Source organism: Micromonospora sp. NPDC047670 (assembly GCF_043204915.1).
Classification (GTDB): domain Bacteria; phylum Actinomycetota; class Actinomycetes; order Mycobacteriales; family Micromonosporaceae; genus Micromonospora.
In genome coordinates, this window is sequence record NZ_JBIDDA010000001.1 from 385,782 (window position 1) to 408,822 (window position 23,041).

The 23,041-nt window shown below is 74.5% G+C and carries 12 protein-coding genes and 2 pseudogenes; 3 read left to right on the forward strand and 11 right to left on the reverse strand.

Going from position 1 to position 23,041, the window contains the following annotated elements:
- The first annotated feature begins 1 nt into the window (after nt 1).
- Nucleotides 2-238: a ferredoxin gene (locus ACGF7U_RS01850; RefSeq protein WP_393102176.1), complete on the forward strand. Its 237-nt coding sequence runs from the start codon at nt 2-4 to the stop codon at nt 236-238.
- A 121-nt stretch (nt 239-359) separates the two neighbouring features.
- Here the strand turns inward: ACGF7U_RS01850 and ACGF7U_RS01855 are convergent.
- Nucleotides 360-713: pseudogene (locus tag ACGF7U_RS01855) on the reverse strand (SMP-30/gluconolactonase/LRE family protein); the annotation flags it as partial.
- Nucleotides 714-716: 3 nt separating this feature from the next.
- Between ACGF7U_RS01855 and ACGF7U_RS01860 the strand changes: the two are divergent.
- Nucleotides 717-882: pseudogene (locus tag ACGF7U_RS01860) on the forward strand (Lrp/AsnC ligand binding domain-containing protein); the annotation flags it as partial.
- A gap of 54 nt (nt 883-936) precedes the next feature.
- On the opposite strand, the gene ACGF7U_RS01865 reads toward ACGF7U_RS01860, so the two are convergent.
- The 6 genes from ACGF7U_RS01865 to ACGF7U_RS01890 all read right to left on the reverse strand — a co-directional run bounded on the left by ACGF7U_RS01865 (nt 937) and on the right by ACGF7U_RS01890 (nt 5,248).
- Complete coding sequence (locus tag ACGF7U_RS01865; RefSeq protein ID WP_393102177.1) at nt 937-1,536, reverse strand: hemerythrin domain-containing protein; 600 nt, start codon at nt 1,534-1,536, stop codon at nt 937-939.
- A 230-nt stretch (nt 1,537-1,766) separates the two neighbouring features.
- Complete coding sequence (locus tag ACGF7U_RS01870; protein WP_393102178.1) at nt 1,767-2,471, reverse strand: C39 family peptidase; 705 nt, start codon at nt 2,469-2,471, stop codon at nt 1,767-1,769.
- Nucleotides 2,472-2,816: 345 nt separating this feature from the next.
- A complete protein-coding gene (locus ACGF7U_RS01875; RefSeq protein WP_393102179.1) occupies nt 2,817-3,224 on the reverse strand; it encodes a pyridoxamine 5'-phosphate oxidase family protein in 408 nt (135 codons plus the stop codon).
- A gap of 153 nt (nt 3,225-3,377) precedes the next feature.
- Nucleotides 3,378-3,707 carry a DUF1232 domain-containing protein gene (locus ACGF7U_RS01880; RefSeq protein WP_393102180.1) on the reverse strand — a complete coding sequence of 110 codons (330 nt, stop codon included), beginning with the start codon at nt 3,705-3,707 and terminating at the stop codon, nt 3,378-3,380.
- A gap of 65 nt (nt 3,708-3,772) precedes the next feature.
- A complete protein-coding gene (locus tag ACGF7U_RS01885) occupies nt 3,773-4,585 on the reverse strand; it encodes a hypothetical protein (protein ID WP_393102181.1) in 813 nt (270 codons plus the stop codon).
- Nucleotides 4,586-4,885: 300 nt separating this feature from the next.
- Entirely contained in the window at nt 4,886-5,248 is a 363-nt protein-coding gene (locus ACGF7U_RS01890; protein ID WP_393102182.1) for a hypothetical protein, read from the reverse strand.
- Between the two features lie 272 nt (nt 5,249-5,520).
- On the opposite strand from ACGF7U_RS01890, the gene ACGF7U_RS01895 reads away from it, so the two are divergent.
- On the forward strand, nt 5,521-6,057 hold the full coding sequence (locus ACGF7U_RS01895; RefSeq protein ID WP_393102183.1) for a hypothetical protein: 537 nt from the start codon (nt 5,521-5,523) through the stop codon (nt 6,055-6,057).
- A 171-nt stretch (nt 6,058-6,228) separates the two neighbouring features.
- Here ACGF7U_RS01895 and ACGF7U_RS01900 read toward each other — a convergent pair whose 3' ends face one another.
- From ACGF7U_RS01900 to ACGF7U_RS01915, 4 genes are read right to left on the reverse strand one after another with little or no spacing between them, the layout of a single operon-like run.
- On the reverse strand, nt 6,229-6,855 hold the full coding sequence (locus tag ACGF7U_RS01900; protein ID WP_393102184.1) for a hypothetical protein: 627 nt from the start codon (nt 6,853-6,855) through the stop codon (nt 6,229-6,231).
- A gap of 23 nt (nt 6,856-6,878) precedes the next feature.
- Complete coding sequence (locus tag ACGF7U_RS01905) at nt 6,879-7,511, reverse strand: hypothetical protein (protein WP_393102185.1); 633 nt, start codon at nt 7,509-7,511, stop codon at nt 6,879-6,881.
- Nucleotides 7,508-8,356: a DUF6406 domain-containing protein gene (locus ACGF7U_RS01910; protein WP_393102186.1), complete on the reverse strand. Its 849-nt coding sequence runs from the start codon at nt 8,354-8,356 to the stop codon at nt 7,508-7,510. The genes ACGF7U_RS01905 and ACGF7U_RS01910 overlap by 4 nt, the downstream gene beginning before the upstream one ends.
- A gap of 32 nt (nt 8,357-8,388) precedes the next feature.
- Nucleotides 8,389-23,028, reverse strand: a complete 14,640-nt coding sequence (locus ACGF7U_RS01915; RefSeq protein ID WP_393102187.1) for a toxin glutamine deamidase domain-containing protein — start codon at nt 23,026-23,028, stop codon at nt 8,389-8,391.
- Nucleotides 23,029-23,041: the final 13 nt, after the last annotated feature.

Consider the following 23,041-nt stretch of genomic DNA (forward strand, 5'->3'; position numbering starts at 1 on the left):
GGTGACTGGGCCGGACGAGCGGTGGCGGGTGCACGTGGACACGACCCGGTGCATCGGGTCGGGAATCTGCGCGGGCACCGCGCCGGGGCACTTCGTGCTGGTGGACGGGATGTCCCGCCCGCTGGCCGAACGGGTGGCGCCCGACGACGTGCTGATCGACGCCGCGGACTCCTGCCCGATGGAGGCGGTCATCGTGTCCGAGGTCGGCAGCCTGCGCCGGATCGCCCCGGAGCCGTGAACCGGGCGGGCGTGCCGGCACGCCTGCCGGCACGCCCGTCGGTAAGTGCCCCGGGTAGCGGACCCCGTTGATGTTGACGCGCAGCGCGTAGAGCGAGCTGGACGCGCAGACGAAGAGATGGTTGCGCGAACACCTCGCCGCCGCGCAGGGTGGCGTCCGCGCCGACGCTGAAGCGCCGCAGGTGCCGATGCCGGGTGTCCGCCACGTAGAGCGCCGACTCGTCGGCGTCGAACGCGAGCCCGTTCGGCTGGGCGAAGTCGTCGGCGACCAGGCGCACCTCGCCGTCGTGCGGGTCGACCCGGTAGACGTGGTTGCCGTCGATCTCGCCCTCGGCGCGGTGGCCCTCGTAGTCGCTGTCGATGCCGAAGCTCGGGTCCGTGAACCAGATCGAGCCGTCGGAGTGCTCGACCACGTCGTTGGGCCTGTTCAGCCACTGCCCCCGGTAGCGGTCGGCGATGACGGTGTCGGTGCCGTCGGGGTGGCCGGACCGGCCTCGCTGCTGGTCAAGATCAGGGCTAAGTCCCCCCGAGCAGCTCCAGGCCAGCCTGCGGCGACTGTTCCAGATCGAGGGCGTCACCGGCACCCGGACCATCGTGGTGCTGGAGACCTTCTTCGACCGCCCGCCGGATCCGCTCGGCCGGTGAGACGCCGGTCGCCACGCCCGGGCGGGCGTGGCGACCGATCGACGTGGCAGGGGGTCAGTGCTGCTTCTCGCGCAGCTCCGCCATCGACGTGGGCCGGCCGCTGAGGGCGTCCCGCATCCGGTCCACCAGGCCGGCGCCCGGGCCGAGCAGCTTGTTTGCCGGCGGATGGTCCGGGGCGGCCGGGTGCGGCCGGGTCGGTGCCGTCTTCTTGGCCGCTTCCACCTTCCCGGCCAGTTCCACCAGCTCCTCGCGCGCCACCGCCGCCCGCAGGCGGGGGAAGAGGTCCGACTCCTCGTCCTTCACGTGGTGCCGGATCGTGCGGGTCAGGTGCGCCAGCACCTCGTCGAAGCGCGGCTCGGACGGGTCCAGCGACTCCAGCTCCTTCATCGTCCGCTCGGCGTCGGAATGCTCGGAGATCTCGTGCTCGGCGACCTGGTCGCCGTCCGGCAGCGCCTTGCGGGCGGCCGGGTAGACGTACATCTCCTCGGCGACCGCGTGGCGGACCAGCTCGGCGATCACCACGTCGGCCAGCTGCCGGCGGTGCTCGGGGGTGCCCCGCCGGCTCTCCAGCTCCACGAAGAGCGCCTCCACCTCGCGATGGTCGGCGGTCAGGACGTCGACGACGTCCTGACCGGTGCCGTGTGTGTCGGTCATGTCTGCCCCTTACCGGTTGCGGAACGGTCGGCTCTTCGCTGCTGGTACCCCCGAGTCGCCGGCCGAATCCACCGGGTGTCGACGCAGCGGCACGTGCGCGGCGAGGCGGCGCGCGTTCTCCTGCCCACGCGGCAGCCGGTTTTCCGGCCGTCCGCCCGGGCACGTGTGCGGAGACGCGCGAGGGCCGGTCTCCCCGCGATGGGAGACCGGCCCTCGCCGGTGCCGTCCGGTCAGGACGAGTAACCGCGCTCGGCGATCCAGTTGGCGACCTTCTCCAGGGTCATCCAGTACTCGCCCTCCGGGGAGGCCGGGTCGGCGATCCGGATCAGGTCACCGCCGTCCCGGTAGCCCACCAGGGTCAGGTAGTGCCCGCCCTCGTACGACTGCGGGTGACCGTCGGTGTCGACCGCGGTGCCCTTGACGTTGGCCACCACCGGCCGGCCCTCGTCCAGGGCGGCGACCACGTCGGCCCGCAGCCGGTCGACCTCCTCCGGCTTGGCCACCGGGCCCGGGATCTCGGTCGTCCGGTACCCGCCGCCGGTCAGCTCGTTGAGCACCCGGGTGGTGTCCAGGGCCGAGTCGGTGCCGGCCTCGGTGGTGCCCAGCATCTTCGCGACCTCGTCCTGCGAAAGGATCTTGCCCTGCGCCGACAGGGCGATCCGGGTCGCGGCCGGGCCGCAGTAGTAGAAGTTGGGCTGCGCCTGGTACTCGATGCCCACCATGCGCTCGGCCCGCTTGTCGGCGCGTCCACCCTTGTCCGCGCGGCCGCCCTTGTCGGCCTGCTCCGCACGCCCGCCCTTGTCGGTGTGCACCGAGGCGACCGGGGTGGTCGTCACCGGCGCGGCCTGGGCGGCCACCGCCGGTCCGGCGATGCATCCGCCGGCCACCAGCAGGCCGGCGACGGAGAGACCGCTCTTGTGAATGATCGGCTTCATGGTCGGGCTCCAATCGGGGGTTTGACGCCTCCGGGGGTCGGAGGCGCAAGCACCGGGAAAGGCGCTCGCCTGGAGGGATTCGACGGCCCGGACCGCGTCGGTCCGCCGGCGTACCGGGGATCCAACGGCCCTGCTGCGCCGGGCATTCCGGGCCCACGGCCGGGGTCCCGGCCGCACGATGAGATGCAACGGCGCCCGGGGCAGCGCGATTCCGGCGTACGGATGCCGCTCGTCACACGCCGTGGCTGACCCTGGGGGCCCTGCCGTCGGGCGGGCCGGGCCGGGTCGCAGCGGCGCCCACGGTCGGGCGGGCGGGGGCCGGGCCGGGGCGAACCGGTCAGCCGGTCACAGACTTCCCAGCAGGCGCGTCACGGCGATCTCGATGACGACCCGGTCAGGATTGGGACGCGGCGTCCGGTACCGGTCGGCGTACCGGCGCTCGGCCTCCGCCACGGCGGCCCGGTCGGTGCGGACGACGGCCCGCCCCTCGATGGTGAGCCAGCGCCGCCCGTCGACCTGGCAGACGGCCACCGGGGCGCCCCCGGGGCCGGCGGCGGCGACGTGGCGCGCCTTGTGGGACGTGCCGTTGGTGATCACGCGGGCCAGGCCCGCCGCCGCGTCGAAGGTGACTCCCACCGGCACGACGTGCGGGGTGCCGTCGGCGCGCACGGTGGTCAACGTGGCGAGATGGCGCTCCCGGCAGAACGCGGCGACCCGCTCGTCGTGCGGTGCCAACCGATGGTCGCCGGCCATGTCCGTCCCCTGTCCTCGCGGTGCGGCTCCGATCATGGCACGAACCGCCCGGGGTCGGGACGCAACGGTCGCGGGGCGGATCACCGGGCGCCGAGTTGTCCGGTGAGGGGCCCGGCGGTCGCGGGACGAATCGCCGGCGGCCGAGTCGTCCGGTCAGGGCACCCGGCGGCCGGTCCGGTCGGCGGGCGGGGTGCCGGTTGCGCCGGGCAGCGGGGGATTCCCGGCGCGCCGCCGCTGGACCAGCCGGCCGAGATAGATCAGTGCGCCGGTCAGCACGGCCATGTCGTCCAGGTAGATCGGGTCGGGCAGCAGGTCGATCGGCAGCACGGTGTAGAGCAGCGCCCCGTAGAAGGCGACCTTGCCGTTCACCCCGAGCGTGCCGAGCATCCGGCGGGTCCGGATCACGCGGACGGCCAGCAGCACTGCGCCGACCAGCGTGGCGAGCGCCACGACGCCGACGACGATCCACGCCTCCCTGGACATACGGCCACGCTAGCCCAGCCGGGCCAGCCCTGCCCGGAACTGCCGGGCCGGCCGCGTCGCCCCGGTCAGTACGCGGCGACGGCCGCCCGCCCCCGGGCCACCGAGGACACCTCGCGGCCGGGCCCCGCCGGGAGTTCCCGGGTCTGCTCACCCGTCCCCTCGATCAGCGGCAGCAGCGACTGCGACTCCTCGGGGCGGCTGTTGACCGCGGCGAACGCCTCGTCCCGCAGGCTGCGCGCGGCCTCGGCGGCGCGTTCGGCGGCCCGCCAGGCGGCCTGCTCCCGGTCCCGGGCGGCCTGCTGCCGCGCGAACAGGTTGTCCCGTACCGCCCGGCGCAGCACCAGCTCCTGCTCGACCGGGTGCAGGCGCGGATCCCACCCGTTGCGGTGTGCGAAGACGTCGCTGAGCTGGTCCACCGACAGCTCCTTGCGCCAGTACGCGTCCAGCGCGGCCCGGTGCAGGAAGCGCTCGCGCTCGGCGTACTCGGCCGGGGTCCGGGGGGTGCTCGGCAGGGGCATCGCCTCGGCGGTCGCCAGCCGGCGGACGTCGGCCTCGGCGGCCTCGTACGCCTGCCAGGCCGCCTCGACCGCCTCCTGCGCGGTCAGCCACTCGGCCCGCAGTCGGGCGGCGGTGGTGCCGGCCCGCTCCGCGGCCACCGCGATCTCCTCCGCGTACCGGGACCGCTCACGCTGCTCCTCGGCACGTTCCAGCTCGCTCGGCATCGCCGCGCGGCGGATGCGGGCGCCCGCGTCGAAGCGGAGTCGGCCCGGCCGCAGCAACAAGCCGGCGACGGTGACGGCGATGACGCCGAGCAGGCTCAGCCAGATCGCGGCGGCCCGCGGCACGTCGAGCAGTACGGAGGAGAGCACGGTCTGCATGGTCAGCACCTCGCGGTCGATCGAGGGATATCGACGTGGTTGTGCCCGGCGGACGGGCGGATGGGCATCGTGGGCGCTTGCGGGCGTACCGCGGCAGGTGGTCGTCTCCGGCGGGGCCCGCGGGAACGGTCGGGCGGACCGACGCCGAGGCGGAGGCGGCCGTGGCGGCATGGCGGTCCACGCGGTGGCGGGCCGGAGCCGTGGCGGCCGGAGTGCCGGGAGACGGCCCGGTCGGACGGCCTCGCACTGCGGGAGGGTCCGCCGCGGCGGCCGATCGCCTCGGGGACGGCGGCCGACGGGTCAGGCGGTCGGTGGACCGCGCCGGGTGGGAACGCCCCGACCGGGGTCGCGGGCCGGCACGTCCGGGCGGGCGGTCGGCGCGACCGGGGTCTCGGCCCGGCGGACGGTTGGCGGGGCGGCCGCGTCGGCCACCCGCTCAGCGGCCGGCTCCCGGTGCGGCAGCAGCCGGTCGACCGGGGCGCTCGCGGCGACCGGTGTGCTCGCGACGACCGGGCCGAGGGTGGGGGTGGCCGGTGCCGGTGCGGCGGTCACGCCGCCGAGGCCGACGGCGAGCACCAGCGCGGCGACGGCCAGCCGGGTCAGCTCGCGCAGTGAGCGCAGCGTGACCGACCAGAACGGGTCGGTGGACGCTGCGGACGGCACCCGTCCAACCTAACGCCCATGCGCGGACCGTGCAGCGCGGCGGCGGTGTCGGACCGGGTGACCGCCACCACGTCGTCCAGGGTGGACCCCGCCCCGCCCCGCCCTGTCCTGGCCGGGGCCGGGCTGACGCCGCCGGTCCTATCGCGCCCCGCCCGGCGGGCCGCGGCCGTGCCGGTCCGAGCGACGGGAGGGCCGAACCGCCGCGTCGGCTCGCGTCGGCGGCACCAGGTTGCGGTCGCCCGGGAGGGCGGAGGATCGGTACGGTGGAGCGCATGATCCTGCCCCCCAGCCGTACGAGCGCGGAGGCGCACCTCTACATGGACCTGCGGCCCTGCTCCTGCGGCGAGGCGCGGTTCGCCCGGCAGAGCGCGGTCGTGGCGCTCGAGGACGGCGACCTGGCCGCCCGCTACACCGGTGCCTGCCCCGCCTGCGGCCAGCCGCGCGAGTTCACCTTCCGGCTGCCGGCCGAGCCTGCCGTGGCCCGGGCCGGTGGCTTCCGCTATGGCGGGGACGAGCCGTCGCAGCTGCTCGATCCCGGCGAGTGGCTCCGGGTGGCCGACACGTACGCCAGGTCGGTGCCGGCGGTCGGGGACGCGGGGCAGCCGGCCCGGGCCACGCTGATCCGGGCCGTCGCGGCGCTGGACGAGGTGCTCAAGTTCATCCCGCCCGGCGAGGACGTGGTGCCCGCCGCCGCCTGCACCAGCGAGTGGGGACGCGACCTGCGCCAGCGGGAGCCGGGTCGATTCCGGCGCGGCCGGCTGGCCGCGGTCCGCGACACGTACGCCGGGATGCTGCCGCAGGCCGTCTGAGCGAACCGCGCGTCGCCCTCGACCCTCGCACGCGCGTCGCCCTCGACCCTCGCACGGCACCGGCGCGACCCGCGGTCGGGATGCCGGCCGCATCGCGTCGAGCCCTTCCGGCAGTGACACCGTCCCGCGCGGTCGGTCCTCAGGCCCGCCAGGTCCCGGAGGCGGCGATCCTCACCGGCGGGCCTCGTCCAGGCAGGCGGCGTTCGCGCCGACCAGCAGGGGCAGCGCGGCCAGGAACTCGCTCAGCACGTGCCGGGGGTCGTGCTCGCGGGCATCCGCCACCTCGGCCCGCGCGCCGGCGTCGGCGAAGACCTGACAGACGTCCCAGAGGCTGGCACCCACGCTGCTCCACTGCCACACGTCGTGCACCAACGCCGGCACCCGCAACACCGGCGCGGCGCCGAAGAGGCCGATGTTGTGGCGCAGCGGGTCGTCGGGGGTGTTGCCCAGCGACACCATGAGTGGGAGCACCCGGTGCGCGCGGGCGAAGTCCACCACGTCCGGCGCGTTCGGCGCGATCTCCACCAGCAGGCCGTCCTCCAGGAACTCCGCGACGATGCGGTCCGGGTCGGCCACGCCGAGCTGCCTGGCGGCATCGGTCACGGCGGTCCGGTCCCAGATGGCGTCGGGCCGGTCCACCGGACGGTGCGCAGCGGCCCAGACCGCGAACGCCTGTGGGTCCTCCAGGGTCACCGAGAGGCGGCCGATGCTCAGCGAGTGGTACTTCACCGGGGCGCCGACGGCCGGGTGGAACTCCCCGGTGTAGCGCCCCACCGGCAGGATCAGCGGATCGGCCATCGCGGGGTTCCTCGTCGTGTCGGTCACGGCAGCGGCTCCAGGTAGACGACGCTGGCCGCGAGCAGGAGGTGGGCGGTACCGAGGAAGGCGGTGAGCAGCCGTTCCGGGTCGACCAGGTCCGGTTCGGTGCCGCCGGCCTCCCGTTCCTCGTCGGCGAGCGCCTGGCACATCGTCCAGAGGCTCTCCCCGGACGGGCACCGCTCCCACATGTCGTAGACCGTGCGCGTGACGCTCACGACCGGGTGCTCGAAGAAGCCGATCGACCAGAGCCAGGGTTGCTCGGCGCTGTTGCCCAACCCGAGCATGCGGGCGCCGACCCGGTGCCGGCGGGCGAACTCCACCGCCTCGGCGGGGGCGACCTCCACGGCGAGCCCCTCGGCCAGCAGCCCGTGCAGCAGCGGGGCGCTGTCGACACCGGGCAGCTGTGCGGCGGCCGCGTCGCGTACCGCGGGCAGGGTCCAGGGCTCCTCGGCCGGTCGGTCGCCGGCGCCGTGCGCCAGCGCCCACAGGGTGAAGCGCTGGTCGTCCAGCTCCCACACCTCGTCGCCGAGGCGGACCCGGTGGTAGCGCTCGGTCGAACCGGCCACCGGGTGGAAGGTGCCGAAGAACTGCCCGACCGGCAGCAGCAGCGCCTGCCCGGTTTGCGTCGTGGTCATCGCGGCTGGTCCTCGTGGTGGGAGTGGCCGGCCTCACCGGGCCGGATGATCTGTGCCGGCGGCAGGTCGGACAGGCCGATCGGGGTCAGCCGGCCGAGGAAGTGTCCGATCGTGCGGGCCACCGGGACGAGGTGCCGCTCCCGCCCGGCGGCACCCGCGGGCCCGATCGGCCCACCCAGGCCGGTGTCCGGCAGGAAGTAGACACCCTCCTCCGCCATGTCGCGTGGCCGCAGCGAGAGCATCAGGAGGCCGCCGGAGAGGTTCGCGATGACCAGCCAGTCCGGCGACAGCCAGGGATCCCGGTGTACGCGCTGCGCGTGCACCAGGTCGAACGGCGGGTACTGCGGATGCACACCGAACAGGGGGCGTTCCGGGATGAGCGCGAACGGCAGACCCGGGACGTGGTGCTCCACCTCGGGCTGCGCCCCGTTGTTCCCACGCAGCCAGTCGCGGTAGCCCGGCGGCAACGGGGTGCCGAGTTCGGCCTCCACCGCCCGCAGCTGCGCCTCGTCGAGCTGACCATAGGGCCGCAGCCGGGCGGACTGCCAGACGTGGCCGGTGGGTGGCGTCATCACCTCGTTCTCGTCGACCCGGCGGACGATCACCCGCCACTCGTCCGCGTTCTTCATGTCGACGTCCGCGAAGCGCCAGGTCTCGTCGCCCACCGGGAAGGTCTCGCCGAGGGTGACCTCGTAGTGAGGGGATTCTCCGCTTCGGCCGGGCATGACGACGATTTCGCACCGGACCGGGGGGCCCTCGTCGATCCATCGAACGCCGAGCCGGGCCGGCCCGATGTCCGACGGCACGTTGTTGCGGATGGACATGACGTCCGTGTAGGAGCGCAACGGCTCTCCTCCCAGCTCTCTTCTCGGCACGGTCACCCGTCCAGCATGTCGTGCAGCGTCGCCTCGTCGGGCAGCGCGAAGCCGAGCACCTCCCGCGCGATCCGCTCGGCCTCGGCCCGGCCGACCGGTAGCGAGCGTCCGGGACCGGGGGGCGCACCGTCGGCCGTCCAGTGGAGGGTGCGTTGTCCCCGCTCAGACGACTCGACCACCCCCAGGCCACTCACCGTACCGTCGGTGGCGAGCAGGGCGTAGTAGGCGATGACGTACCTGAACTCCTCCAGGTAGGTCCGCCCGAGGGGGTGCGGGCGGGTTGGGTGCCCCGGGGGCTGAACCGGTCCCACCGGTCCCACCGGTCCCACCGGTCCCACCGGTCCCACCGGCGCCTGCGGGGGCATCGGCGGAATCGGCGGCATCGGCGGCTGCGGAGCCACGGCGGCCGCGTGCGGCGGGGTTGGCTGTGGCTCCAGGTGGGCGAAGCTCCGATCCATCAGGTCGAGGAACTCCCGCACCGTCATCGACGTCGGGTGATCCTGATTCCACGGATTGCGCAGCCGCACCTGGCCGTTGTTGACCGCCACCACCTCGTAGACGTGTCCGGGATAGAGCCCGTGCGGAAGCTTGTTGCGGATCGCTACGGGGTAGTGCTCCTTCGGCCTGGTATGGGTGGTCACCGGACTGCCCCCAGCCAGCAGTGCGGTCAGGCGGGCCTCGAGGGCGGACTCCCGCCCGGGCGTCGGGTCGAACAGTTCGACGCGGCTCGGCAGTCCGGTGAGCTGGGTGAGCAGTTCGGCCTGCATCTGTGACGGGCTGCCGACGTCCAATCGGGCGTATCCGGTCGGCGCGGCCACGTGTGGATCGTTCGGGCTGTGCCAGGAGGACCAGGCGCGCTGCCACTGCTGATGGCGTTCGGTGCTCCAGGTCCGATCCACCGCCGCCAGCGCCTTCTCCAACAGCGACGCCCAGGAGCTGCCGTTCGCGGACTGGTCGGCGTAGGCGGTCACGCCGTTCTGGCCGGGGCTGAGCGGCACGTCCGGGCGCACCGTGATCCGCAGTCGCCGGCCCGTCGGGTTGATCGCGTCGCCGAGCAGGGTGCTCTCGTGCAGCAGCACGTCGACGGTGCCGTCCGGGTTGGGCTGGAAGAGCTGGGCGATCGCGTCCGGCCGGTGGCCGGCGACGGCGGCCATGGTGGCCAGCATTCCGCAGTCGCCGAGCATGCCCTGCTGCACCTGCTCCCGGCGGGGCGGCCCGTCGAAGAGCGGCGCCGGCTGACTGGTCTGCGCGTCGCGCGCCTGGCCGTACTCCGGGGCGGGCTGGCCCGGCTCCGCGGCCGGCAGCGTGACCCGATCGGCGACCACCGCGGACTCACCGGCCGTGACGGTCGCCTTGACCTCGACGTCCAGGGGCGGCGCGCCGGGCACCAGCCCGTGCAACGCCCGGGCGAGTACGTCCGGCACCAGGGCCAGCACCCGCGCGTTGGTCAGGTAGTGGAAGTCGTGCGTGTTCAGCACCGCCATGGCGGCGGGGTTCGCGCCGTACTCGGCCCGGAACGCGACCCGGGCGCGAACCCGGTCCTCGGCCAGCAGCGACTGCCGCCCCACCTCGGTGCCCAGGTCGAAGGCCGCCCGCGACTCCGCCAGCCGGAACTCCGGCGCGCCGTCGAGCGTGTACGGGCGCAGGTCGAACCGGCCGGTCAGGTCGACGTACACGCCCTGGGCGGCGATCCGGTCGGCGAGCTGCGGATCCACCTGCCGGATCAGGTCCAGCTGGGCTGGCGGCATGGCGATGATCTGCCCGGCGCAGGCCGGCATCCGGGGCAGGCTGGACTGCGCCTGCTCGCCCTGGACGGCCAGTTCACGCAGGCGGGCATCCACCGCGGCGGCCGGAGGCACCTGGGAGTCCGGAGCCAGCCGGGCCCGGTAGTCGATCGCGCGGAAGCGCTCGACGGCGTTCGTCGGGTTGCCGCTGAGCACGCCGGCGATCGACTCCGGAGTCACCAGCGGCACGCTCAACTGCATCAGACGGGTGGAGACGTCGCCGGGAAGGACGCCCCAGCGGGCGTACGCGTCCGGGGTGCCCAGGCGCAGCCCGAGGTGGTCGACCAGGGCGTCGATCTCGGCCCGGAGAGTGAGCCGGGTCGCCGGATCCGCGTCGGCGTACGACGCGGCGAGGACACGCAGCTCGGCCAGTCGGCCGTGGTCCTGCGCGGTCAGGCCGGCCGGGTCGATCGGCCCGTCGCGGTGGTCGACGTCCAGCTGACCGACCAGCGCCTGGCCGGATTCGTGCAGCGCCACCAGCTCCGCCACCTCGTGCGCCAGCGCCCGGGTGATCGCGGCGTCGGTCGCCCGGTCGGACACGGTGAGCGTGAACGAGCCGTCCAGGTTCCGCACCGTCTGGGCCACCACGCCGTCGGCGAGCGGGCCGGCCGCCACCCGCACCGACAGCGGGTCCAGGCCGGTCACCCGCACCTCGAACCGGTCCGGGCCGACCGCGACGATCTGGTCCGCCCGCGCGGCGCCGGCCACCGTGGGCAGCGCGGCCCGGGCCGCGTCCGCCACCGCCACGGCGTCGGCCGCCGGGCGACCCACCCCGTCGATTGACGAGTCTGGCACCGCGGTCGTAGCGGTACGGGCCAGCTCGACGTGCGCGTACCAGGGGCTCATCAGGTCGAGGAAGGCGCGCACCGACATGGGCGTGGGGTGGCTGCTGTTCCACGGGTTGCGCAGCTGCACCTGACCGTTGGCGACGCCGACCACCTCGTAGGCGTGCCCGGCGTACAGGCCGTGCGGAAGCGTCGTGGTCTGGTACGCCGACGCCGGCCGGGTGCCGGTGATCACCGGGCTGCCGGCGGCCAGCAGCTCCGCCAGCCGGGCCTCGGCGGCGGCCTCCTGACCGGGCGCGTTGTCCAGCTGGTCCACCGAGGTCGGCAGGCCGGTCAGCTGGGTGAGCAGCTCCGCCTGCACCAGTCGCGAGCTGCCGCTGTTCAGCCGCGCGTAGCCGAGCGGGGCGGCCCGGCTGTCGGCCACGTCGGGTCGGTTGGTCCACAGTTGCTGCCACTGGTCGTGGCGTTCCTGCGTCCAGGTCCGGTCGATCGCGGCGATCGCCTTCTCCAGCAGCGACGCCCAGGCCACGCCCACCGCCGACTGGTCCGCGTACGCCGTCCGGCCGGTCACGCCGGGTCGCAGCGGCACGTCCGGCTGCACGGTGATCCGCAGCCGCCGCCCGGTCGGCGTCACCGACCGGCCGGGCAGGCTGCTCTCGTGCAGCAGCACGTCCACCGTCCCGTCCGGGTTGAGGTGGAACATATCGGCGAGCGCCGCGGGCAGGTGGCCGGCCACCGCACCGATCACCGCGATCATGCCGCAGTCGCCGAGCATGCCCTGCTGCACGTCCTCGCGCTTGGGCGGCCCGTCGAACAGCGGCGGCGGCTGGCCGGTCTGGCCGTCGAGCGCCTGCCCGTACGCCACGGCCGGGGTGCCCGCCTCGGCGGCCGGCAGGGTGACCCGGTCGGCGACCACGGCGGTCTCCGTCGGGCTGACTACGGTGGCGGTGGTCTCCGCGGTCGTCGCCTCGGCGATCGGGCTGAACCCGCGCAGCACCCGGGTCAGCGCGTCCGGCACCAGACCCATCACCCGACCCGCGCCCAGGTAGTGGAAGTCGTGGGTGGCGAGCAGCGGGACCGGCTGGCCGCCGGTGAGACCACGCAGCGCGGCGCGTGCCCGGACCCGGTCCTCGACGAGCAGCGCCTGCCGGCCGGCCGGCGTCCCCAGGTCGAACGCCGCCCGGCCGTCACCCAGGCCGATCTCGGGCTGGCCGTCCACCGCGTACGGTCGCAGGTCGAACTGGCCGGTCAGGTCGACGTACACGCCCTGGGCGGCGATCCGGTCGGCGAGCTGCGGGTCCACCTGCCGGATCGCGTCCAGCTGAGCCGGCGGCATGACGATGATCTGCCCGGCGTACGCCGGCATCCGCGGCAGGCTGGTCTGGGCCTGCTCGCCCTGCACCGCCAGCTCACGCAGCCGCGCGTCGATTTCGGCGGTCGACGGCACCTGGAAGTCCGGGGCGAGTCGCGCCCGATAGTCGATCAGCCGGAACCGCTCGACGTCGGTGAGCGCCGGGCCGCCCTGCAGCACCCGGGTGACCGACTCGGACGTCACCGACGGCACGCTCAGGCGCAACAGGTGCGCGACCGCGTCCCGCGGCATAGCGGCCCACCGCGCAGGTGCGGCCGGATCACCCACCCGCAGGCCGAGATGGTCGACGAGGGCGTCGATCTCGGCGCGTACGGCGAGCCGGGTGGCCTGGTCGCCGGTCTCGTACTCGGCGGCGAGCAGGCGGATCTCGGCCATCCGGCCCCGGTCGTGCGCGGTGAGGCCGGCCGGGTCGATCAGCCCTTCGACGTTGCCCGGGTCGAGCGGTCCGACCAGGGCCTGCCCGGACTCGTGCAGCGCCACCAGCTCGGCGACCTCGTGCGCGAGCGCCCGGGCGATGACGCCGTCCACGGCCCGGTCGGAGACGGTCACGGTGAACGACCCGTCCGGATTGCGCGTCGACTGGGCCACCACCCCGTCGGTCAGCGGGCCGACGGTCAGCTCCACCCGCAGCGGGAACAGGTTGGCCGCGCGCACCTCGAAGCGGTCCGGCGCGACGGCGGCGACCTCGTCCACCCCGGCGTACGGGGCCACCTGCGGCAACGCGGCCCGGGCGAGGTCCAGCACCGCGGCCGGGTCGGCCGTCGGCCGCCCCAGACCGTGGAAACCCGAGTTCGGTACCGCCGCCGCCGTGATCCGCCCGGGGTCGGCGCCGGTGTCGGGGTCGCCGCTGCCCGCCGGGCCTGGGCGGATCTCCGGATTGCCGTTCTCGGGGTTGGTCGCGGTCGGGTCCGCCTGCCCGCTGTCGGACGCGCCGAAGAGGCCGGAGAGCAGGCCCGCGCGGCGGTGACTCTCCGCCAGCCGCTCCGCCAGCCGACCGGTGGCCGACTCGGCGGCGCTCAGCCGGCCCTCGAGCCGGTCGGCCGCCCGCTCCAGCTCGGCGATCGGCTCGTTCAACCGGTCGACGACCTGGTCCACCCTGTCGGCGGCGTCCCGGGCGTCGCTGCGCGCGTCGAACCGGCCGCGCACGTCCTCGGCGGCGAGGCCCCGCCGCTTGGCGTGCCACTTCGCCACCCCGATCACCGGCGCGGCGGCCACCGCGGCGATGGGGATCACCGGCGCCAGCGGACTGGCCACCGCGAAGGCGACCGCAGTCGCCGCGGCGGCGGTCGCCCCGGTCGTCAGCACACTCGACACGAGGAAGGTGCGCAGGCGGGGAATGCCCGGTGGACGGGCGTCCTCGGCGGCCCGCCGCTCGGCCCGGAGCGTGCGGAGCTGCCGCGTCCGGCCGGCGCGGTCGCCGCCGAACTCCGCGACCACCTGCTGGGCCTCGGGGGGCAGCTGCGCGATCCGGTCCGGCGCCCCGAGCATGCCGTCCCGCAGACCCAGCCGGTCGATCACCGCGTGCAGCTCGCGCAGGGCCGGCTTCAACGAGACGGGATCAGCGGTACGCACCTGGTGCGCGGCCGTCTGCAACTCCCAGGCGTCGGCCCTGCTCAGCCGGTCCGGACCGGTCGCATCCGGCGTACCGCCCGGGTCCGGCGTGGCGGCCGGGTCGGGTGTGGTCGTGCCACCGGGCGTGGTCGAGGTTTCGGTCGACCCGCGCGAGGCGGTGTGCCTCTGCCCCAGCCGGTCCATGGCCGCGTTGATGTCGTCGAGGCGCCGCGAGGCCGCGTCGAGCTGCCGGGCGGTGTCGGTCACGGCCGTCGCCGACGGGCCGGCGATCCCTTCCACCCGTGACGTGGGGTCCGTCGCCGGGTTGGGGTTGGCCAGGTCCCAGGCCTGGCGGGCATCCATGATCCGGGCCTCGACGCGCCTGAGCAGCAGGTCGCGGAGCGGACTGACGAGCCCACCGGCCAGCATGTTGATCGGCCCGGCCCCGGCGGCGACCTGGAGGGCCTTGGCCACCCCGACCGTCATCCCGGCCTGCACCAGTGGGCCGGGCGTCTGCTCGACGGCGTAGACCCCGATGCTCGGCACGTCGCTCGGCCGTTGGGCGCTGTCCGTCGCGTGTGCCGGTGGGCGGGTGAGCAGCCGTGCCGCCCGGTCGGTCAGGCCCGGACGCCCGTGCCGCTCGACCACCGGCCGCAGCTCCGCCGGCACCAGTTCACGGCGCTGATCCGCGCCCGGCGTGCCCTCCCGCAGACCGAGCTGGTCGACCAGGAGCCGCAACTGCCGGGCCACCGACGGGCGCTCCAGCAGTCCTGCGGCCTCGTGCCGCGCGGCAAGCTCGGTGAGCCGTTGCAGCGATGCCGTGTCGCGCGGGTCGAGCGACCCGGCAGCGGCCGGGTCGCTCGACGTCGCCGGGTCGGTCGACGCGCGGGGCTCGGGGGTCGTGGTGACGTCCGGCGCGGCCAGCCCCGCCCAGGCCGGGTCACCGAGGAGCAGGCGGCGGAGCGAGTCGGCGACGCCGTTGCGGCGCTGCGACTCGGCGAGCCGGCGCTCCAGGTCAGCCAGGCGCTGCTCCAGGTCGGCCGTCCGTCGGGCGGCGGCCGCGGCGCGGTCGGCCACTGCGCCGATCGGGTCGGCGAGCGCCTCGGCCGCCTGGGACAGCAGCGCCTCCGCCGGCAGCGCCGGGTGTTCCGCGTCCCAGGTGTCCCGGGCGTCCCTGGCGGCGGCCTCCCTGCGGGCGATCACCGGGTCGACCGCCACGCCGGTCGCCGCCGCGGCCAGCGCGCCCGCGATGCCGAACCAGCCGAGCTTCAACTGGCCGAGGAGGTCACCGACCCCCGCGATGGTGGCGGCCGTCAGCAGGTGCGGCGCGGTCTCCGCCACCGACATCCACCAGGGCGCGACCGTGCCCGGCCGCTGCCCATCGGCCGGTTGGCGGTCGATGACGACCCGGACCCGCTCCCGGACCGCGGTCGTCCGCGAGTCGCCAAACCGGTCGACGAGCGGCCGCACGTCGGCCGGCAGCAGCTCCCGGCGCTGGTTCGCGCCCGGCGTCCCCTGCCGCAGCCCGAGGTTGTCGAGCAGCGCCCGGATCTCCCGGCCGGTGCCCAACCGGGACCACGGCCGCGCCCCGTCATGACGGGCGACAAGGCTGCGCAACTCGGCGAGCCGTCCGTGCTCGTGCGGGGTCAACCCGACGACGGGCGGACCACTCTGGCCGTCGGGCGACGTCGGCGTACCGCTGCCGGGATCGCGGCCGGCCGCCGCCGAAGGGTCCCCGCCGATCGGCGGGAACCGGCGGGGCCGGCCCATCAGCCGGTGCCGGCGCTCCCCCTGGCGCAGCTGCTCCTGGACGGCCGCGGCCTGCTCGCCGAGCCCGGTCACCGCCTCGCCCAGCTCCTGGAGCGCCGAGGCCGCGTCGCCGGTGCGGGCGGCGAGCGCCTCCCCGGTGGTGGTGTCCGTCTCCACGGCGCTGCGGGCGTCCTGACGGGCGTCGTACCGCGCCCGCCGGTCCTCGGCGGCCAGGCCGGCCCGCTTGGCCAGCCACTTCGCCGGCCCGGTGGCGATCGCTCCGACGAGCGCGCCGGCGCCCACCATCAGGGCGACCTCCGGCCGGCCGCCGGCGTCCAGGGTGAGCTTCACCGCCAGCGAGGCCAGGAGAGAGTTCACGGTGAAATGCGTGACCAGGTACGTCCGCATCCGGGGGAGACCGGTGGGGCGGGCGTTCGAATCCGCCTCGGCGGAGCGGCGGTCGGCGCGCAGCCGGGAACGCTCGCTCGTCCGGGCCGCACGCTGGCTGGTCGCGTCGGCCAGCGCGGCCCGCGCCTCGGCGGGCAGGGCCGCGATCCGCTGCTCGGCGCCGAGCATGCCGTCACGCAGGCCCAGCCGGTCCACGACGGCGGCCAGCTCGCGTCGCGCAGCCGACTGGGACCACCTGTCCGCGGTCCGGACCTGGTGCGCGGCCGTCACCAGCTCGGCCACGTCGGCGGGGGTGAGCGGCGTGACGACCGGTGCGCCCTCCGCCAGCGGCTGCCCGAGGGCGGCCAGCTCGGCAACCTCGTGCGCCAGCGCACGCTCGATCACCGCGTCGGCGGCCCGGTCGGAGACCGTCACCACGGCCGTACCGTCGTTGTCGAACGCGCTGGCCGCGACCGCGCTGTCGGGGACCGGGGCGCTGGTCACCCGGAGGTTGAACTGACTGCCGTCGGCGCGGGTGACCTGGTACGTCCCGTCGGTCAGGGCGGTCACGGCCTGCACGCCGGCGTGGGCGGCCAGACCGGGCAGCGCGGCCCGCGCCCGGTCGAGGACGGCGTCAGGATCGGCCTGCGTCCGGCCCTCGCCGTGGAAGGCCGTGCCGGGCAGTGCGCTCGCGGTGATCGGTTCGCCCGTCGCCACGCTGCCGTCGGTGGACGCGCCGCTGTTGCCCGGGGTCGCCGGCCGCGCGGCGTGGTCGACGTCGCGGTCCGGTGCGGTCGTGTCGGCGTCGACGTCCAGGTCGACGTCGATGCCGGGTGCGGTCGTGTCGACGTCGACGGCGACGTCGGTTGAGGTCAGTCCGGCTGGTCCACCTTCGGCCACACCTGCCGCCCGGTCACCCGGCCCTCCCGGCGCGCCGCCGCGTACCGCTTCATCACCAGGGGTGGCGGCAGGCTGGGATGGGCCGTCACCACTCCCGTCTCGTCGATGATGAAGACCCCCTGGCCCAGCTGCCTGCCCTGCGCCCGGTCCTGCGGAGAGAGCGTCTCCTGGGCCGCCCAGCCGAACTCGAACGGGAACACCGCCACCGGGTTGCTGGTCCCCAGCAGGCGGGTCATCAGTTGCCGGGCTTCCTCCCTGGTCATCGGCATCGCTCGGTTGCACCTCCATCGACCACAGGTCGTACGTCCCTTCAACGTAGTCGCCGGGCAGCACGTCCGAGATGGTGTCGCCCTGCTGCGGGTCCCACCAGACCGGCCCGTCCGCGCCCTCCGGATAGACGATCAGGAAGGCGTGTTGCGCGGCCCCGCGCACGTTGCCGTCCTCGTCGAGCTGGGGCTCGCCGGTGTTCTCGTCGAAGGCGAGCCACTCGACGACGACGACCGCGGCCGACCCCGGTCCGGCGTCATGGATCCGCTGGTAGAGCTGTTCGTACCGGTCGGTGACCGCCGCAGCGCGTTCGCCGGGGGTGGACGGCATCGCGTCGCTGTCGCCGGTCCACTCGCCGCCGAGCCAGCTCTGCACCCGGCCGAAGCCGTCCAGCTCACCGGTCACGGTGTCGATGGAGCCGTCCTCGAGCTGGTCCGGCCAGCGCGGCAGGGCCACCTGGGGATCGCCGAAGAAGCTGGCCAGCGCCGCCATGGCGCAGTCGATGCAGTTGTTGCTCCGGCCGGGCTGGCCCACCCCACCGTCGTTGATCAGCTGGCCGTACGGGTGGGTGGACGGATCGGCGAAGACGGCGTACCCGTCGGGGGTCCGGAGGCTGTCGGCGACATCATCCTGGAACCGGGGATCCTCCAGCGGCGCCAGCTCGTCCGGCCCGAAACGCCGGGTGTCCGGCATCGGCCAGCCCTGCATGTCCGGGTAGCCCTGGGTCTGGTCGTCGTTCCCGGGCGGCTCTTCGACGGTCTGCTCGCCGGCCGTCTCCCCGCTCGGCGGGGCATCGACGGTCGGATCACCCGACGGCAGGTCGCCGTCTAGGACTGGACCCCGCCCCCCGCTGGCCAGGCCTTCTCGTCCGCCTCGCGGACCATGATCCGTCGTACCACCGCCCGGAAGGCCATGTCCTCCCGCTGGTCCGCCACCCGGTACGTCCGGTCCAGCTTGTTGATGGTCAACTGCCGGTCCATCATCGGATGTCCGAAGAGGTAGCGCACCTCCTGGTCGGTCTCCTCGGCCTTGCGGAAGCGTTGCAGAATCGCCATCCCGGTGTCCCCAACTATCAAGATCCTCCCCGGTGCGCTCGGGGACATTCTGTTCCCAGTTGTACCGCTCGTTTGCATACGCGTGCGCCTCAGCGTACGTCGCATTCGGCTGTTCGCGCTCGTAGCGCGACTCGCGCAGTTCATGCTCGAGCAGCACCACGTCCTGGGGCAGCGGTTCACCGCCGCGGAGGCGGATCCACGCCTCGGCGATGTCCGCGTCCGGCTCGAAGTGGCCGAGCTGGTGGCCGACCACGTCCCCGTTGTCGTCGTAGACGTTCAACAGATGCTCGTTGACGAACAGGTGCTGTTTGATCTGTTGGATCTCGGCCGCGCTGAAGCCGACCGAGCCGTCGTCGCGCGGCACCTGCGCAAGGTTCTCCGCCATCTGCGCGACGTCGGTCGGATCGGAGCGGAACACCTCGTACGCGCGGGCCGCCCAGCGATCCTGGGCTGTTACATCGAGCACGTTGCGCGGGCGGATCGCGCCGCCGCTCTGCGCGGCGTCCGGGCCCGGGGTGGTCGACGTGTCGGCCGCCGGGTTGTCGATGGTCGGGTCGCCTGGCGGCAGATCTCCGTCAACTCCGCTTCCGTCGGCAGCGGAGGCGGCGGCCGGCTGGTCCTGGGCAGCCGTGGTGTCACCGGCGCCCGGCTCGGAGTTCTGGTCAGCCGGTGCGGTGGAGTGCGGCGGCACCGGGTCCGCCCCGGCGGCCCGGGCGTCGGCGTCGGTCCGGGTGACGCCCGGCGTGAACGGGTCACCTTGGGCGTCGAGCGTGATGGACCAGACGTTGTCGACACCGTCGCTGTAGATCGGGTCGGTGTCGGAGACCGTTCGCGCCTGAACGTCGACCCACACGATCGTCCCGTTGTGGTTCACCGCGTTCCAGGTGTGCGCCCGGCCGCTGGCGTCCGTGGCGGTGGTGATGATGAGGGCAGCCGAGCCGTGGCCGGCGTCCCGAAGAGCGGCGGCGATCTCGGCCAGTCCGGACCTGCCGGTGCCGCGGTGGCTGAACGTGGTGCGCAGTGCCTGTTCCTGCCGGGCGGTGCTGTTGCGCTCGACGGTCGCCGCGTCCGCCGTGGCCGCTGCCACCTCGGGCCGGCCGAACCAGGTGGACAGGAAGGAGAGACCGGCGTCGGCGCAGTTGCGGTCCCGGCCGGGTACCGTCGGGCCTCCGTCGTTGACCAGGCCCGCCCAGTTGCCCACGCGGGGGTCGGGGTGCACCTCGGGCCGGCCGGTGTCCGGGTCGCGGGGCACGGCGTCGTCCAGTGCCTGCTGGTCGGCCTGGTCCGGTGGCACCAAGCCCTGCGGATCCCCGTACGGACGGGAGTCGCTCAGCGGTCGCCCGTTACCCACCACCCCGGGCACCGGCGGCTGGTAGTTCGCCGGCAACCGCTCCGTGTCTTCGATCGGGTCGACGTTGAACTGTGGCAGGAAGTGCGTGCAGGAACGGCACGGGGACCGGTAGTGGCCCAGGTCGTATCGAACCCCGGCGTCATCGAAGCCGGTGGCGACCTGGTGTGTGACGATCTTCGACCCCTGGAAGGCGTCCAGGGCGTACTGTTCGAAGTTCCCCGGCTCGCCAGCCTCCCGCCACTGCTGCTCGAGCCGGTAGAGCTGATCCGACACCAGCGCGACCTCAGCGCACTTGCCGTGGCCGGCCCCAGGTCTGCCCAGGGCGGCTTCGGTCCGGCGGAGGGCGGCCTCAGCGAGCGGGTGCACCGCTGGCCCGGTCGGCGGATTGGTGCTCTTGTCGACCGTCATGCTGGTGTGGGTGGTGATGTCGCCGTTCGGCATCATCAGCGCGCCCGCCATGCCCGGCATCTTGCCCTTGGAGATCGTCTTGGCCTTGACCGCAGTCCGGACGGTCTCGGCAAGAGTCCGGGACGCCTCGATGAGCATGCGCTCGGCGTCCGGGCCGGTCGGATCGCCGGGGACGGTGGTCGGGTCGAGGTGCCAGCTGTGGGTGCCACGACCGGTCGGGCCGGTGGAGCGGGTCAGCGTGGTCGGGTCGACCGTCCCGTTGTTGGCGTTCGGCGCGGTCGGGGTGCCGCTGTTCGGATCGTTGTTGGTCGACACCGGGACGAGCACCACGCCGTCGGCGGAAGTCCGCTGGGCCGGAACGGCATCCGTCGCCGGGTCCGTCGTCGCGTCGGCGTCGGCCTCGGGGTCTGCCGACGGGTCGGGCGTGCTCGACGGGTTGGTCCCGGTCGCGTCGGGGACGGCCGGCGCGGCGTCCGGGCGGGTCGAGCCGTCCGGTGCCGCGGCGACGTCCGTGGGCCCGACACCGACCAGCGGGGTACGCCCCTCCGGCCGTCCGGACGGGTCGGCCTGGCTGATGCCGGGCTGGCTGGTCGTGCCCTGCTGCGCCGGGGTGCCCTGCTGGTTCGGGGTGCCCTGGTTGGTGTTGCTGGCCGGCGCGGTGCTCGTCGTCGAGGCGCTGGTCGACGGCGTGGTGGCGGGCCCCAGCGAGATGGAGCCGGCCGAGTTCGCCGTAGTCGGGTTGACGGTGGGCGTCGGGCGACCCGTGGTCGGCTGCGTGTTCGTGCCGGTGTTGGTCGCCGGCGCGGCCTGGGTGCCCGTCCCGGTCTGGCTGCTCGTGTTCGTGCCTGGCGCGTTCGCGGCGGGAGCGTTGGTGGTCGGCGCGTTCGTGGTCGGCGCGTTCGCGACGGGAGCGTTCGCGGTGGCAGCGGACGGTGCGGTGGTCGCTGCCGTCGACCCGACAACGGCCGGGTTCGTGGCGGTGCCGCCGCTGATCGGCGCCGCCGACACGGTGCCGGCAGGCCCGCCGGCTACGGAGGTGCCCGTCGTCGTGCCGGGTACGACCGCGGGCGTCTGGTCGCCGGTGAGCGGATCAGCCGCGGAGTCCGACGTGGTGTCGCTCGTCCCGGAGTGGTCGGTGGTTTGCGACGGCGGAGCATCCACCGTGGACTCTGCGGACGGCCCGGAGTTGCCGACGGTGGTCGTGGACGACCCGTCCTGGGTGCCGTCGGCGGTCGAGGCGGCCGAGTCGGCGCCCTTGCCCGTACCGGCGTCGGCGGAGCCCTGGTCGGTGACCAGGCCAGTGCCCGGCGCATCGGCGGTGACCGGGGCACCGGCGGCCGGCGTGCCGCCGCTCGTGCCCGTATCGGTGCCCTGGGTGGTGCCCGTGGCCGACGTGTCGGACGTGTCGGACGTGTCCGCGCTCGGCGGGGCGCCGGCGTCGGCCGTCGGTGGGGCGAGCGAGATCGATCCGGACCCGGTGGTCGGCGCGTTGCTCGGGCCGGCGTCGGCGCTCCCGTCGCCCTGGCCGCTGCCGCTCGAACCGCTGCCCGAACCCGAGCCGGACCCACTGCCCGAACCCGTGCCGGACCCACTGCCCGAACCCGTGCCGGACCCACTGCCCGAACCCGTGCCGGACCCACTGCCCGAACCCGAGCCTGAATTGCTACCCGAACCCGTGCCGGACCCACTGCCCGAACCCGTGCCGGAGCCCGACCCGGAGCCACTCCCCGAACCCGAACCCGAACCTGTGCCGGCGCCGCTGCCGGTTCCTGTGCCCGCGCCGCTGCCGGTGCCCGTGCCGGCGCCGCTGCCCGTTCCCGTGCCGGCGCCGGTCCCCGGGCCGTTGCCGAGGTTGCCGAGGTTCGCCCCGCCGACTGCCGGGTTCCCGGTACCCGTGCCGGGCCCGGTACCGGTGCCGGTCGCGGCGCCGGGGTCGAAGCCGGCGAGCCGGTTGTGCAGGTTCGCCATGCCGCTGCCGAGGTTGCTGGCCGCCATCGTGGCCCCGCCGCGACCGGCGCCGCTGGCGAAGCCGCCGAGGAACGCGTCAGCCCCGGGCATGTTCCACTGCCCGGTCATGGTGGCGTTGGCCAGAACGCTGGCGGCTGGCGAGATGACCGCGTTCTGCAGGCCGGCGGCGATCGAGTTGCCACCCCAGCGGACGACCCCGGCACCCCGGAAGTTCATCGAGGGAGGGCTGAACGAGACCGGCATCCGGGGCGCCACGTTGTTGCGGGCGAAGCGGGTGCCGGCGTTCAGGCCGGTGCCGAGGACCGCACCGTAGGCGCCGCCGATGCCCGCGGTGGCGGTACGCTTGACGTCCCACTCCGTCCGCGTGCCGGCGTTCATCTGGTACGCCTGGGCGCCGATGTCGATGATGAGTTCCTCGCCGACCTCCTCGGCGAGTTCGAGGGCGAACCGCCGCCCGGCGTTGCGTAGCGCCTCGCTGGTGACCCGCCGAGTGATCTGGGTGCCGACGGTGCGCAGGGCCGCCTGCATCCCGGCGCGGGTGAGGAGCTGCCGGCCCATCTGCGCGATCAGCCGCCGGAACGCGACCGTCACGGCCTGCCGGCCGGCGGCGAGGATGCCGGGGATCGCTCCGGCCGACACCCCACCCAGCCAGGCCATCAGCAGCGCCACGAAGACCGCGATCACGGTGATCATCACGGCGATGAGGACCGTCAGCTTCGCGTACTCGATCTCCATGGCCGCGTTGTCGCAGCCGCTGGCGAAGGCGGACGCCGCCTCCTGGATCAACGGCAGGCCGGTGCCCGGATCGACGCCGAGCTGGTTCCAGAGCTGGCCGAACGCCTCGCCGGCGCCGCCGCCCCAGTTCTGGAGGATCTTCATGGCGGCCGGGTCGGCGTCGGCGAGCGCGTCGTTGATCGTCTCGGCGAGGTTGTTCCACGCGTCGGCGAGGTCGCGCATCCGGTCCTCGTCGCCGGTGGGCCACGCCTCACCGGCGCTGACCCAGCAGATGGCGTCCCAGACCCACGCGTACTCGCCGAGCGAGGCCTTGGGATTCGGTACCGCCACCTGTTGTGCCCTT

What these genes read in the sequence shown, in the direction of transcription:
- ACGF7U_RS01880 (WP_393102180.1), bottom strand. Translation starts at nt 3,707, where the DNA reads ATGTCCAGGGAGGCGTGGATCGTCGTCGGCGTCGTGGCGCTCGCCACG.
- ACGF7U_RS01900 (WP_393102184.1), bottom strand. Translation starts at nt 6,855, where the DNA reads ATGGCCGATCCGCTGATCCTGCCGGTGGGGCGCTACACCGGGGAGTTC.
- ACGF7U_RS01875 (WP_393102179.1), bottom strand. Translation starts at nt 3,224, where the DNA reads ATGGCCGGCGACCATCGGTTGGCACCGCACGACGAGCGGGTCGCCGCG.
- ACGF7U_RS01885 (WP_393102181.1), bottom strand. Translation starts at nt 4,585, where the DNA reads ATGCAGACCGTGCTCTCCTCCGTACTGCTCGACGTGCCGCGGGCCGCC.
- ACGF7U_RS01895 (WP_393102183.1), top strand. Translation starts at nt 5,521, where the DNA reads ATGATCCTGCCCCCCAGCCGTACGAGCGCGGAGGCGCACCTCTACATG.
- ACGF7U_RS01865 (WP_393102177.1), bottom strand. Translation starts at nt 1,536, where the DNA reads ATGACCGACACACACGGCACCGGTCAGGACGTCGTCGACGTCCTGACC.
- ACGF7U_RS01870 (WP_393102178.1), bottom strand. Translation starts at nt 2,471, where the DNA reads ATGAAGCCGATCATTCACAAGAGCGGTCTCTCCGTCGCCGGCCTGCTG.
- ACGF7U_RS01905 (WP_393102185.1), bottom strand. Translation starts at nt 7,511, where the DNA reads ATGACCACGACGCAAACCGGGCAGGCGCTGCTGCTGCCGGTCGGGCAG.